Source organism: Pseudomonas libanensis (assembly GCF_001439685.1).
Classification (GTDB): Bacteria; Pseudomonadota; Gammaproteobacteria; order Pseudomonadales; family Pseudomonadaceae; genus Aquipseudomonas; species Aquipseudomonas libanensis.
The window spans coordinates 26,306-40,094 of record NZ_JYLH01000006.1 but is presented as its reverse complement, the minus strand read 5'-3'; the positions used below and the strand labels follow the sequence as shown (position 1 = coordinate 40,094).

Annotated in this window: 11 protein-coding genes; 2 read left to right on the top strand and 9 right to left on the bottom strand. The window is 58.8% G+C overall.

Translation table 11 applies throughout. The annotated features are described in order from the left end of the window. Positions 1–100: 100 nt before the first annotated feature. The 6 genes from TU73_RS11165 to TU73_RS11135 all read right to left on the bottom strand — a co-directional run bounded on the left by TU73_RS11165 (position 101) and on the right by TU73_RS11135 (position 10,518). Positions 101–523 (bottom strand): PleD family two-component system response regulator, encoded by a 423-nt coding sequence (locus TU73_RS11165; protein WP_057012226.1) that lies wholly within the window; start codon positions 521–523, stop codon positions 101–103. Between the two features lie 134 nt (positions 524–657). Beyond that, positions 658–4,272 carry a transporter substrate-binding domain-containing protein gene (locus TU73_RS11160; protein WP_057012225.1) on the bottom strand — a complete coding sequence of 1,205 codons (3,615 nt, stop codon included), beginning with the start codon at positions 4,270–4,272 and terminating at the stop codon, positions 658–660. Between the two features lies 1 nt (position 4,273). Next, positions 4,274–4,900 (bottom strand): response regulator transcription factor, encoded by a 627-nt coding sequence (locus TU73_RS11155; protein ID WP_043050228.1) that lies wholly within the window; start codon positions 4,898–4,900, stop codon positions 4,274–4,276. 289 nt (positions 4,901–5,189) lie between these two features. Beyond that, entirely contained in the window at positions 5,190–5,906 is a 717-nt protein-coding gene (locus TU73_RS11150) for an MgtC/SapB family protein (protein WP_057012224.1), read from the bottom strand. A gap of 216 nt (positions 5,907–6,122) precedes the next feature. Next, positions 6,123–8,828, bottom strand: coding sequence for a magnesium-translocating P-type ATPase (gene mgtA, locus TU73_RS11145; RefSeq protein ID WP_057012223.1), 2,706 nt, complete (start codon positions 8,826–8,828; stop codon positions 6,123–6,125). Between the two features lie 529 nt (positions 8,829–9,357). Continuing rightward, positions 9,358–10,518, bottom strand: coding sequence for a cytochrome P450 (locus tag TU73_RS11135; RefSeq protein ID WP_057012221.1), 1,161 nt, complete (start codon positions 10,516–10,518; stop codon positions 9,358–9,360). A gap of 74 nt (positions 10,519–10,592) precedes the next feature. Between TU73_RS11135 and TU73_RS11130 the strand changes: the two genes are divergently transcribed. Next, positions 10,593–11,330: an ArsR/SmtB family transcription factor gene (locus tag TU73_RS11130; RefSeq protein WP_057012220.1), complete on the top strand. Its 738-nt coding sequence runs from the start codon at positions 10,593–10,595 to the stop codon at positions 11,328–11,330. 12 nt (positions 11,331–11,342) lie between these two features. Here the strand turns inward: TU73_RS11130 and TU73_RS11125 are convergent, their stop codons facing one another. Both TU73_RS11125 and TU73_RS11120 read right to left on the bottom strand, forming a co-directional pair. Further along, complete coding sequence (locus tag TU73_RS11125) at positions 11,343–11,942, bottom strand: GNAT family N-acetyltransferase (protein WP_057012219.1); 600 nt, start codon at positions 11,940–11,942, stop codon at positions 11,343–11,345. Positions 11,943–11,953: 11 nt separating this feature from the next. Continuing rightward, a complete protein-coding gene (locus tag TU73_RS11120; protein ID WP_057012218.1) occupies positions 11,954–12,298 on the bottom strand; it encodes an FKBP-type peptidyl-prolyl cis-trans isomerase in 345 nt (114 codons plus the stop codon). A gap of 397 nt (positions 12,299–12,695) precedes the next feature. On the opposite strand from TU73_RS11120, the gene TU73_RS11115 reads away from it, so the two are divergent. Continuing rightward, positions 12,696–12,941 (top strand): DUF6124 family protein, encoded by a 246-nt coding sequence (locus tag TU73_RS11115; RefSeq protein ID WP_057012217.1) that lies wholly within the window; start codon positions 12,696–12,698, stop codon positions 12,939–12,941. Positions 12,942–13,069: 128 nt separating this feature from the next. Here TU73_RS11115 and TU73_RS11110 read toward each other — a convergent pair whose 3' ends face one another. Then, positions 13,070–13,690 carry a transglycosylase SLT domain-containing protein gene (locus TU73_RS11110; protein ID WP_057012216.1) on the bottom strand — a complete coding sequence of 207 codons (621 nt, stop codon included), beginning with the start codon at positions 13,688–13,690 and terminating at the stop codon, positions 13,070–13,072. Positions 13,691–13,789: the final 99 nt, after the last annotated feature.

Below are 13,789 nucleotides of genomic sequence, written 5' to 3'. Positions count from 1 at the left end.
TGTCAATCAGTTAGGATTTTTTGTAGGAGCGCCAGCAGATTGCCGCCCTGGAGCGTAGCCATCGCTTGACCAGTCCCAGGGGCATTGCGCCGAAGTGGGACTAGGCCCCGGCCACCGGCATACGGGACAACTCCCGCAGCCACGGCAGTACCCGCAGGCCTTGACTGGCCTCGGGTGGGTCGATGATGTCCATGAAGTGTTCGAGATTGAGATTATCGGGCACCCCGGGCAGGCGTACCCGCAGCTCTGGCATTACGCCTGTGGGTGCATTCGATTGCGGGTGGTCATAGACCAATACATGCCGCACCTGAGCCTGAGGCCCACTGATATGGGCCATCAGCCTCGCGTTGATGATCAGTACATCGAAGGGCTCGGCCGGAATGGCGGTCAGAATCTGCACCTCTTCGAGCGTTTGGACCGGCACAATCCGGTAATACCCCAACTGGTTGAGCATTTTCTCGATGTATAAACGTTGCAGATGCTGCTCATCGGCAATCAGGATAGTCAGTGCTTTGTTCGGCATGGCAAACCCCTGGACAGGCTGTGCTCGGCAGTGAGCGCGCCCCATTTTCCAGACATATGCCGACGACAAAATCAGGCATATTCCCCCTTCACGTAGGAGTTCTCCCAAATTCCCCGAATGGTGATCAACCGCAGTCAAGGCTGATTGCAATAAACCCTCAGGCCATGATGCAAGGTATCAATCGCTTCACCCACGTCCTCGACCGTCGACCCCAATGCCTGACGGTTCTGCTGTTCACACACCTGCTCCAATGCCTCACAACACCTGATCAACCCGTAAGCCTTGACCATCCGTGCACCGCCTTTGGCGCGATGGGCCAGGTCGTGCAGCTTGGCGAAGTCTGCCTGGCTTTGCAGCGGGGACAGCAAGGCACGATCGGCCTTCAGGCTCTCGAGCAACGGCGCCAGCAACTCGATAAGCGCGGGGCGGTCATCCCCTGTCAACGCAATCAGGGTACTTAAGTCAAAAGCCGCCACGCGCAGCAGGCCAGGGTCGGCCGCGCGCGACGCCAACGCTGATCGCAAATCGTCAAGCCCGGTAGGCTTGAAGAGACAGCCATCCATGCCTGCTTGCCGACAGCGTTCGGTTTCTTCCGGTTGTGCGTTGGCGGTGAACCCCAACAGCAGGCAAGGCGACAATCCCCGCTCGCGTTCTTGTGCACGGATATCCTGTGCCAACTGATAGCCGTTCTTGTAGGGCATATTGCAATCGGTAATGACGCAATCGAACTGACCACTGCGCCACCGTTCGAGCCCCTGGACACCATCCTCGGCGGTAATAATGCGGTGCCCGAGGAAGCTCAATTGCCGGCCCAGCAACAGACGGTTGGCCGGATAGTCGTCGACCACCAGAATGCTCAGCGCACGGTTCGGGGGGGCCAAGTCTTCCATTGGCGCAACTTGCGCGGGCGCTACGTTGGTCATGGCCAATGCCAACGTCACATCTACCCGGGTACCCTGCCCCAGCACACTGTTCAAGTGCAGTTGGCCACCCATCATTTCGCACAAGTTGCGGCTGATCACCAACCCCAGCCCAGAACCGCTGCGCGCCGACTGCTCGTTGTTGCTGCCTTGGATAAAGAGGCTGAACAATCGCTGCTGGTCTTGGACAGTGATACCAATACCGGTGTCCTGCACCCACAACTGCAAGCGTAATCGCTCGCCCTCCAGGCCTGCCTTGGCCCCAAGTGTTACCTGGCCATTGGCCGTGAATTTAATCGCATTGCTCAGCAGGTTCGACACCACCTGCTTGAAGCGTAGCGGGTCGACCAGCACCACCCGATCAATCAATGGGTCAAGTTCAACCTGCAGCGCCAGCCCCTTGGCCCGCGCCAACCCTTCGAACACGCGTGCCACCGATGCCAGCAGTTCTTGCAGGTTGGCTGGTTCAAGGGCCAGGGACAAATGCCCAGCCTCGATTCGCGCGATATCGAGAATATCGCCGATCAATTCCAGCATGCCGCGCGAGGCCACCGATGCCACCTCCAGCGCATCCCGGTCGGCGCGCCCCTGCTCGGCATTTTTCAGGGCCAGCTCGATCATGCCGATCACGGCATTCATGGGCGTGCGAATCTCATGGCTCATGGTGGCCAGAAAGGTCGTCTTGGCCCGGCTGGCCGCATCGGCATCGTCCTTGGCTTCCTGCAACTGGCGAAGCAAGCGCTGCCGCTCGCTCACATCCACCCAGCCGGCAATCATGCCCACCACTTTCTCGTCGCCATCGCGGTACGGCAACATCCACTGGTAAATCGTCAGGATCTCACCACTGGGCACCTTGAGTATCCGATCATGAATCTGCGGCTCGCCACCGGCCATCAGGCGCAGATAATCCTCATGAAACGACTGGGCCTGGGGCAGATTGTTGGTGTCGGTTTCCACCACGGTCCTGCCGATCACGTCTTCGAGTTTGTAGCCGAAAACGTCAAGATAAGCGTTATTGCAGGCCATCAGCCGCCCTTGACGGTCGCGCACATAAATCGGGTGCGGGGTGCCGTCAATCAATACGCTCATGAACCGCATCTGGTCGCTCAGCGCCCGCTCGGCCTGCACGCGTTTATGAATCAGGCTGCGCAGATAGATGACCCAACCCAGCGTGATCACCAGCAAGAGTGCCGCCAGCCCGAAGCCCTGGAGGATGACGTTGCGATGGCGTAACCAGTAGCTGTCCTCGATGATGATCTCGCTGCGCCAATGCCCGATCAGTTCGTCCATTTCTTGCGGGGTGATGCTCAGCAGCGCCTTGTCCAGGATCGAATAAAGCTCCAACTGGCTGCGATTGACTCCAAATGTCACGCGTGCCGGCTCGGTGCCGACAGTACTGGCGATACGCAAACGGTCGCGATAATCCCGGGCTATCACATAGCGCGCGCTGATCAGCGAGTTTACGGCGCCCTCGGCGTCGCCTTTGGCCACCAACGCCATGGCTTGCTCCGGGTTTTGCACATCCACAAACGAGATGCCGGGAAAATTCTGCGCGATCTCATCGTGCAGGCCGTTGCCGGCTACCATTGCCAGGCGTTTGCCGAGCATATCTTCCAGGGTGGCCGGGCTGTAGTCACCGCTACGGGTCACCAGCACAAAGGGGTTGGTGAGGTAGGGCCGGGTAAACCGCACTTTCTCGGCGCGCTCGACACTGGGGGTCACGACCGCCAGCATATCCGCCGTGCCCGCATTGACGATATTGATCTGGCGCGGTAACGAGGTGCCCGGCACCACATCGAACTTCAAGCCGGTACGCAAACTGACACGCGCCAACACCTCGGCACTCAACCCTTCGAACTGCCCCTGGTCATTGATAAATGACAGCGGCAGGTAGTTGTTCAGCACTGCGACCTTGACCCGTGGATGCTTCTGCACCCAGCGCTGCTCACTGGCGCTCAGTTGCAACCGATCGACGCCGACGATACCGAGGTTGCCCCCACTCCAACGGCGCAGGACCTCCATCTGCTCACTGGCAGGAATCGCCTCCAGCGCGGCGTTGAGGATGGGCAATAGACGTGTATTGTCCCGGGCCACGGCGAATGCAAACGGGTTGACTTCCAGGGTTGAAAAATCGGCCATGCGCACGTTATTGAGGTGGTTACGGTTAATCAAGTAATTGGCGCTGATGGCGTCGCCCAGATACACATCAGCACGACCAAATGCCACGGCACCGATGGCTTCGAAGGTCGACGCAAACAACTCCAACTGGGCATCGGGGTAAAAAGCGCGCACAGCGTCGGGCTGCATGTAGTGGTACAGCATCGCCACACGCTTGCCCGCCAGGTCGTCACTCAACACCTGGCTGTCACCGGTGCGGGTGACCAGGGTCGGTTGATCATTGGCGTAGGAGCGAGACAGATGCAGTTGCGGGTCGGCCGCTTCGTAGCCGTTGGCAGACCCGAGAAAATCCACGGCCCCCTGCTTGAGGGCTTCGATCACTTCATCACGGGTGTCGTAGCGCCGGACTTCGATGGCGATATGCAGAGCCTGGCCGATCAGTGCGGCAAAATCGGCAGTTATGCCTTCGAGTTCGTGGTTGTTATTGGTCAGGTCAAACGGCGCGTAATCGGGGGCGGAAACCCCCATCAACAACGTGCGCCGCTCGCGCAGCCAACGCCAATCAGCCTCGTCCAGCGTCACTTCGGGCGTTTCGATATGAGAATGCCCCAGCAGGCGCAAAGCGTGGGGCTCGTCAAGGGCCACCGCGATCAGGGGTAACAGGCTCACCCAAAGGATCGTGGCGAACCTCGTAAACGCGGTGGTGATCATTTCAAATCAGATGGTTGCGCTGGGCAAACTTGGATAAGTGCACTACCGAGGACATACGCAACTTCTCCTTGAGTCGAGTCTTGTAAGTGCTGATGGTCTTGTGACTCAACAGCATCTGCTCGGCAATTTCCTTGTTGCCCAGCCCCAGGGCCAGCATTTGCAATACGGTCAACTCACGGTCCGACAAGCACTCGATCATCTGTCGTTCCGTTTCCTGCAGATCGTCACGGCGTACCGAACTGGTCGGCAAACTTGGGAAGCAACTGTAGCCCGACATGATCGCCTTGATGGCCTTTTGTAGCTCATCCAACTCGCCGGTCTTGGCCACAAACCCCATGGCTCCGGCGCGCATACAGCGGGTGGAAAAGAACACTGCAAGGTAAGAGGTGAGCACCAGGATGCGGCACGGCAGGCCCTGGGTCTTGATGCGGTGGATCACTTCCAACCCACCCAGCTTTGGCATCGCCAGATCGAGGATGATCAAGTCCGGGCGCTGTTCCCTTGCCAACTGCATGGCATCTGCACCATCACCTGCCTGATAGATGTCGTCGAACCCTTCCAACTGCAGCAGATGCTTGACCGTTGCACGGATAAACGGATGGTCATCCACAATTAATGCTTTGCTCATAAACTTCCCTATACGGACAAAATACCCTTACACATCACATCGGACCTGGGTACCTGTGAGAAATAACAGTTCCGACCAACGGCACTGCGCAAACTCAGGAAGATAACCAAGCGATGCCTGGCCCATTCAATTGCAACACCACACGTACAGCAGCCGGGCCTGGTGGGCTCGCCAGCTGTAAGTGCCCAACCTTAGCAACGCATAAATATTTAGATTGAAGGGATAATCCTGACTACTTGTAGGATTTTTCCACGATCAAGTTTAGCCACCCGCGGCACATCCATAACGCTCAGTCGGTGGTACTCGGGCTCCAGAACGCCTGTACCACCAGAGTCGAAGTCGAGATGCGCGCCACCAGCGCATCCAGCTCGTCGCCATCGACTGACGTCGCCGCCAGGGTGGCCTCGATTTCCACTTCTTCGCTGCCGAACGGTCGCACGTCGACATCGCTGGCCGGGTAGTTGCAGCGGGCCAACTCGGCTTCCAGCAACACCATCACTGCCTGTTGCTGGCTGCGCCGCGCAATCACATAGAGGATATTGGTGACCTCCGCCGACACCACGTCCAACGGCTGGCGGTTGATGTTATTGACGATCGGCCGCAGCAAGGTGTTGGCCGCCAGCACAAACAGCGTGCCCAGCAACGCCTCGAGGATCAGGTCGGCGCCGGCACAGGCACCCACTGCCGCCGAGGCCCAGAGGGTGGCGGCTGTATTGAGCCCGCGCACATTGCCTTCTTCACGCATGATCACGCCGGCGCCGAGGAAACCGATGCCCGAGACCACGTAAGCGACCACGCGCACCGCACCCTCCGCACCGCCAAGGCGGTTGGCCATATCGACGAAAATCGCCGCGCCGACCGCCACAAGTACATTGGTGCGCAAGCCGGCGGTGCGCTGGCGGTATTGGCGCTCGAAGCCGATCAGGCCACCGAGAATAAACGCCGCGGTGAGGCTGACCACCGTGTCGATCAGGGAATTGAGGTTGATATTGTTGATTGCCTGCATAAGAAAATCTCCATGAATGCAGCAGCACGTTGGAACCACCATGGATCCGCTGGGAACTGACTTGCCTGCGAGGGCGGTGAGTATTTACACAATTTTTGGCACGCCGCTGGACATGTGGGAGGGGGCTTGCCCCCGATGGCGGCGGGTCAGCCAACATCATCTTTGCTGGGCGGCAAGCCGCCCCCCACAGGGTTTTGCGATGTTGCATGGAGCGTATTACTGCCAGCCGAACCGGCGGATATAAAAGCCCTTCACCGCCTGGGTCAGCGCCATGTACGCCAGCAGAATCACCGGCAGAAATACGAAATACAGCGACGGCAGCGCCTGCAATTTGAAGTAGTGCGCCAGCGGCCCCATCGGCAGGAAAATCCCCACGGCCATGATCACGCCCGTCATCAGCATCAACGGCAGCGCTGCGCGGCTTTGCAGGAACGGGATTTTCGGGGTACGGATCATGTGCACGATCAGGGTCTGGGTCAGCAGCCCCACCACGAACCAGCCGGATTGGAACAGGGTCTGGTGGTCTGGGGTGTTGGCATCGAACACATACCACATGAGTGCGAACGTGGTGATGTCGAAGATCGAGCTGATCGGCCCGAAAAACAGCATGAAGCGCCCCACCTCCCCTGGCTGCCAGCGTTGCGGCTTGGCAAGCATTTCGTCATCGACGTTATCGAACGGAATCGCAATCTGGGAGATGTCATACAGCAGGTTCTGCACCAGCAAATGCATTGGCAGCATCGGCAGGAACGGGATGAACGCGCTGGCCACCAGCACCGAGAACACGTTGCCGAAGTTGGAGCTGGCGGTCATCTTGATGTACTTGAGCATGTTGGCGAAGGTGCGCCGGCCTTCCAGCACGCCCTCCTCCAGGATCATCAGGCTCTTTTCCAGCAGGATGATGTCAGCCGCTTCCTTGGCGATGTCCACCGCGCTGTCCACCGAAATACCGATATCGGCCGTGCGCAATGCCGGGGCGTCGTTGATGCCATCGCCCATAAAGCCCACCACATGCCCGTTGGCCTTGAGCAGGCGCACGATGCGTTCCTTATGGCTTGGTGTGAGCCTGGCGAACACATTGGTGGTTTCCACGACCAGGGCCAGTTCGGCATCGGTCATGGCTTCGATATCGTTGCCCATCAGCAAGCCTTGTTGCGCAAGGCCCACTTCGCGGCAGATCTTCGCCGTGACCAGTTCGTTGTCACCGGTCAGTACTTTGACCGCCACGCCATGGGCTTTCAGGGCCCTGAGGGCGGGTGCGGTGCTTTCCTTGGGCGGGTCGAGAAACGCCACGTAGCCGATCAGGGTCAGGTTGTTTTCATCCGCCAGGCTGTAGGTGTCACGCCCGGCCGGCATCGGCTGCGCCGCCACCGCCACCACACGCAGCCCTTCCTCGTTAAAGGCCGCGGTCACCTGGCGAATGCGCGCCAGTAATTCTTCGCTCAGAGCTTCATTGACGTCGCCGTGGCGCACGCTGGTGCACACCGACAAGATCTCCTCCACCGCACCTTTGCAGATCAACAGGTGCGGCCGGTCCTGCTCGGCCACCACCACTGACATGCGGCGGCGGTTGAAGTCGAAGGGGATCTCATCGACCTTATGGAACGCGGTACCGACTTTCAGTTCGCGATGGATTTCCACGTGTTCGAGCACCGCCACGTCCAGCAGGTTTTTCAGGCCGGTCTGGTAGTAGCTGTTGAGGTAGGCCATTTCCAGTACGTCTTCGGACTCCTCACCCCACACGTCCACATGGCGCGCCAGGAATATCTTGTCCTGGGTCAGCGTGCCGGTCTTGTCGGTGCACAGCACGTCCATGGCGCCGAAGTTCTGGATCGCGTCCAGGCGCTTGACGATGACCTTCTTGCGCGACAGGAATACCGCGCCCTTGGCCAAGGTCGAGGTGACGATCATCGGCAGCATTTCGGGGGTCAGGCCCACGGCGATCGACAGCGCAAACAACAGCGCCTCGGTCCAATCGCCCTTGGTGAAACCGTTGATGAACAACACCAGCGGCGCCATCACGAACATAAAGCGGATCAGCAACCAGCTGACCTTGTTGACCCCGTGCTGGAACGAAGTGGTCGCGCGATCAGTGGCCGTGACACGTTGAGCCAACGCACCGAAATAGGTGCTGTTGCCGGTGGCCAGGACCACTGCGGTGGCGGCGCCGGACACCACGTTGGTGCCCATGAACAGAATGTTCTCCAGCTCCAACGGGTTGCGGGTATGGGCATCCTGCTGATGGGCGAACTTCTCCACCGGCATGGACTCACCGGTCATCGCCGCCTGGCTGACGAACAGGTCCTTGGCGCTGAGCACGCGGCAGTCAGCGGGAATCATGTCACCGGCCGACAGCACAATCAGGTCGCCCGGCACCAGTTGCTTGATCGGCAGTTCAATACGCTTGGCGGCATCGCGGCGCAGCACGGTGGCGGTGTTGCTCACCATGGCCTTCAAGGCGTCGGCAGCCTTGTTCGACTTGGCCTCCTGCCAAAAGCGCAACAGGGTCGACAGCACCACCATGGAAAAAATCACCGTGGCGGCCTTCATGTCCTCGGTCAGCCAGGAGATCACTGCCAGCAACGTCAGCAGCAGGTTGAACGGGTTCTTGTAGCAGTGCCACAGGTGCACCCACCACGGCAGCGGCTGCTCGTGCTCGACTTCGTTGAGGCCGTATTGCACACGCAGGGCGTCGGCCTCCTGGATAGTGAGCCCCGCCGAATGACTGCCCAGCACACCCAGCAACTGCACGGCACTGCCATTGGCCGCAGCCACCAGGGTGTGCGCCAGGTTTGGCGGCACTTCGCGGCTGACGCTGGCGTCGGTCACGGTTTCGAGCATTGCCAGCCGGCGAAAATGCCGGGCGATATGCCGGGTCCGCAGGAAGCCGGCGAAGAACTCTTTGAGCAGCGTGAGGTTCATGGTGTTACTCCTGCGCGAGGAAAACCCGTTATGCAGGTACTGCCCATCCGCACCGCGCCCGTCACACAGGCACAGCCGAACCTGGCCCGCCCACCGTAAAAGGCAGGCGCGTCCGTAGCATCCCGAGGTTACCCAGGTGCTGGTCAGCGTCGATGAGAGGGATTCAGGCAGGCGCCAGGACGGGCCACTGCCGGGATGCCGCTTCTCGCTTTGTGAGGCGAGACAACGGCATCTGGAACATGCGCGTTATCTTGCCAAGAATGCGCCGGTTACCGAGACCGGCCGACAACTGTCACTCGAACAAGTACCCACTGAGGGTCTCCGCTATTAATGAAAACGCGCGAAGCTTACGCCCCGATGTTGGCAGAGTAAACCGTAGGAAAGTGCCCGCATGGAGAATAAGAAATTTCTTCAGGATGGGTTCAGGAACACAGCTCTCAACCACATCGGTGAACAAATGTAGGAGGGACTTGCTCCCGATGGCGATGTGTTGGCTCCTCGTGTGGCCAGGCTTCAAAAATAACTGCGATCATTGCTGAATCTCCCCATCACGGCAGAACTGCGGGATACGGCCATTAAGCGAAGGCAAATAACGCCAGCGATAGGCACGAACAGATGAGGCTGGCTGTCGATGCAACAACGCCAAAACCACCTCTGAAGCAATAGCCAATGCCAATGGCTGGCCTGGACATTGATGTCTTCCTGAGCCGAAGCTGAAGATTTTTCGTTGCGTTCGCTTGAGCAAGAAACGGTCGGGGTCTGGATTGGCGCAAGGGTCTCGGTTGGCAGCAGCGAGCATTAATAAAATGGTATCGCCCGCTTCTAAAACGCTGTCGCCAATCGTGCACCGCTTCGCAACAAACCGCCGAGTGTTTTGTACCGGTGAATCGTAGCGTGCCACCTCTGCAACCCACTCAGCGACGAGCGTCGGTGTGGCTTGCATGCCTTCAAACAGATCGGAGTTTCGTTGCAACGCTATGAGGGTATTGCCGATCAGCCCGGCAGTGGCTTCGCAGGTCTGTGACAATAACCCGATCAGATTCGCTATCAACACATCATCGTCTTTCCAGGCCGAGGTTTGGTAGTCGCTATAAAGACGGCTCAATACGCCGCTACCGTTATCATCGTTACTCAGCAGCGCCTGAAATATCTGGCTCAACCGAGCCGCCCCACAGTTGGCTTTACTGAGTTGAGCCTCGTCACTTAAAGGTGAAAGACAAGCGACAAAATCCCGTGTCAGCTGCGCGACTTCTTGTAGCTGGCTGGATGTGAAACCTATCAAGGACGCAATGACCGAAACCGGTAAGGCGAACATCCACTCATTCGGGTTATCGACCGAGACATCAAGTGTCTCGACGACCTTCGCCACGATGCCTGCGATGTTTTCCGTGTCTATCGAGGCCAAGGCGGGTTCGATAACCCGGCGGGGGCACTGGTGTCGCATCCCCTCGTTCATGCGCATCAAACGACCGAAAATATTGCCTGCGGCGCCTTGTGCAATGGCAGCTGGAATCGGCTCGTGCGGTGGGCGTACCCAGCAATCGGGATGCTGCAGAATGGCCTCGACAACGCAGGCACCACTGGCAATCCATAAACCCCGATCTGCATCGAATAACAGCTCCCTTTGTCGCCTCAAGCGTGAGTAATAATCGTAGGGATCGACATGAGTGGCGGCTTCAAACGGCGTCATTTTGGCAGTCCTTTTCACAAAGAGCGGTTACTATCGAACAATCGTCACATCGACAATTCGCTCAGGAACGAAATATGGATTCCCAAAGCAATGACACCGCCATTTCTCGTGTCGCAGGCGCCATTGCAGAACCCGCGAGGACGAAAATGCTTTGTTCACTGATGGACGGTCATGCCCGTACCAGTACCGAAATGGCCGTTATCGCCGACGTCAGTGCATCCACGGCGAGCGCGCACTTGGCAAGGCTTAAAGAGGACGGTCTGATAAAACTGCACACGCAGGGCAGGCACCGCTACTTCAGCCTGGCAGACGCGCACGTGGCCCAAGCTATTGAAGCCCTCATGGTGATCAGCCGAAACGCGCAGACCCGGTTTGTTTCGACGACCCCCAATCGATTGCAGTTGGCGCGGACCTGTTATGACCACATGGCAGGATCCTTGGCTGTACAACTGCACGACTATTTCATCGACTCCGGCTGGTTGAGCATGCCAGTGGCTGCTGACGGTACATATCAGCTCACAGTGGAAGGCGAAACCGCGATGACAGGGCTCGGTGTCGAGATACAAACCGTAAGGGCACAGCGACGTCGTTTCGCTTGCCCATGCCTGGACTGGAGCGTGCGCCGCCCTCACCTCGCTGGCGCACTGGGGGCCGCTGTTCTGCAAGCCGTTATAAGCCGCAAATGGGTAATCCAGGACCTTGATAGTCGGGCGTTGGCACTGACGCCCAAGGGGCGAAAGGAGTTGTACGGCAGATTTGGAATCATGGTTGAAAACAAAGAACTGGAGCAATCAGGCACCGCTCCCACATAAGACAGGTACAGGCTACGGCGTACTGGGCCGGTCCCGCTCAACCGACGCCAGGTAGCCGTCAATGGTCCCGTTGCCGAGAGGCTTGACCTGGATCGACACCCTATTCACCTGGCGCCCCATGGTGATGCCCTCGCGAGTTCGTACCTGTACATACCCAAGCTTGGGCCAAAAACGCTCGGCCCTGGTATTGCCCACCACCACCGTCAATCGCAGCCACTGGGCACCCTTTTCCGCCGCCCATGCCTCAAGGTCCGAGTGCAAGCGCTGCGCCAGCCCGCTGCCGTGCCAGCGCGTATGCACCAGCAGCAAGCCGATATGCCATACCCCCGCGGCGAGCAAATCTGCGGCGATATTCACCACGGCGACCAGTTGGTCCTGCGTATCGCGGTAGCCCAGCCAGTACATGCGGCTGCACTGCCAGCCAGCGGGTAACTGGCCGTGTAATTCTTCCCGTGCTTCGGTCGGCTTAGCCGGTTCGCCATTCACCGCGATAAAGTAACCCGGCGCCTGTTCAAAAAACTGCTGCAGCTCAGCCTCATCGCAGCCAAGCAGCTCAACCACCCGAATGTCTTCGAGGGAGCAGCCAGGCAACACCTGTAGATCAACGTCCATGTTCAATCTCTTCAATCATCCCGAGTCAGCACTTCCAGCAATTCAATCTCGAAACGCAAATTACTGTTGGGCTTGATATGCGCGCCCATGGAGCGCTCGCCATAGGCCAGGTGCGCCGGTACATGCAACGTGCGTACACCGCCGACTTGCATCCCCATCAAGCCCTGGTCCCAACCCTTGATCACGCGACCGGTGCCGATCACGCACTGGAACGGCTTGCCCCGCTCCCACGACGAATCGAACACCGTGCCATCTTCCAGGGTGCCGGTGTATTGGGTGGTGATCAGCGCGCCCTTGACCACTGTTTTGCCGGTGCCCGGGCGGATGTCGGTGATCTGCAGCTCGTTGTTGCTCATGGGCGTCTCATTGAAGGGGTGGAAGGCTGGGGTTTTCCCAGAATCGGCCGGGTTTTGCAAGTGTAGGAACAGTCGGAACAATGACATTTCCCTTTAACTTGAAGGACGTTTCCGAGAGAATCCCAACCGCTTGCGCCGCTCACATTGCGTGGCTAGTCTTCGTCGGTCACTGCCAATTCAGTGACTCGGGGTTTGGTAGACCGCGAATGATTAGGCGCTAAGCGCCCCCTTCTGCAAGGCGCTTTTTTTCGGCCCTGCGTTATGGTGGCCGTGCGCAGGGCACCTTCGGGTGCACCGGGTCCTAATCACCGGTCTACCAATCTGCGTACGGCCACCACCCTAAAAGTCGTTTGGTAGCGATGGTGGTCGCCTTCTAACTTAGATTAGGAGTCAAACCATGGAAAAGCTCGTCCCCGCACCACCCGCCGCAGAACTGCAATTCTTCGCCACCACACCCGACCTCAGCTTCGAAGACGCCCTGGCCCATGCCAGCAGCGTGTTGCGTTGCGCAGCCGTTGCCGCGCAGACAGCGGGTGAGCAGTTGGATGGCACTTCCCGCACCCTGGTGATTTCGGTCATGCACCTGGTTGAAATGGCCAGCGTGATGGTGGACCGTTCGCTGGAATGCATACTGCCGCGTTAATGCAAAACTAAATGTGGGAGGGGGCTTGCTCCCGATGGCGGCGCATCAGTCTCAACATCATTGACTGATACCCTGCTATCGGGCGCAAGCCCCCTACCACATTGGGTCTGCATGCATCCGGAAGTCTTTTATAACCAATGCCAGAACCGGCTCCAGAACCCACGCCCCAACTCATTCTTGCACCCGGCATATTGCCGCGCATACATCTGCGAGCGCGCCTGCACCTTGCTCGCCACCGGTAGCAGCCAGGCTTTGCTGGCGTAGGTACGCTGGCGGTAGCCGCCCCAGCCTTCGTGGTAGTTCAGGTATTGGCCATAGGCGTCGTATTTGTAGACGCCATTGATGGTGTAGGTCTTGTCCATGTACCAGCCGATAAAGTCGATGGCGTCGTCGAAGTCTTCGCGATCAGCGCCGCTGCGTCCGGTGGCTTTGCGGTAGTCGTTCCACACTTCATCCTTGGCCTGGGCGTAGCCCGAAGCGGTGGACACGCGACCCCAGGGGATGATCCACAGCAGGTATTTACGCGGGGTCTTGGCGTCGTGGCGAAAGCCCGACTCCTGATACATGATGGCCAGCGGCACCTGGATCGGTACGCCCCAACGCTTTTGCGTGACCTTGGCGGCGTCGTACCAGTCATCCTTTTCGCGAAAGATGCCGCAGATATCGTTGGGCGTGCGTGGCGGCGAGGTGCCGCACGCCGCCAACAGAGAGGTGAGTAATAACAGTCCTACGGTTTTGCCTGCGCTCAAGGGGCACCTTTGCGGGATACGCGTAAAAAGCCGGCATTTTACGCGCTCAGCCAGTCGGCGTCCTTGTCGTGGGCGTTTTTATGCCAAGGGCATGCGGTG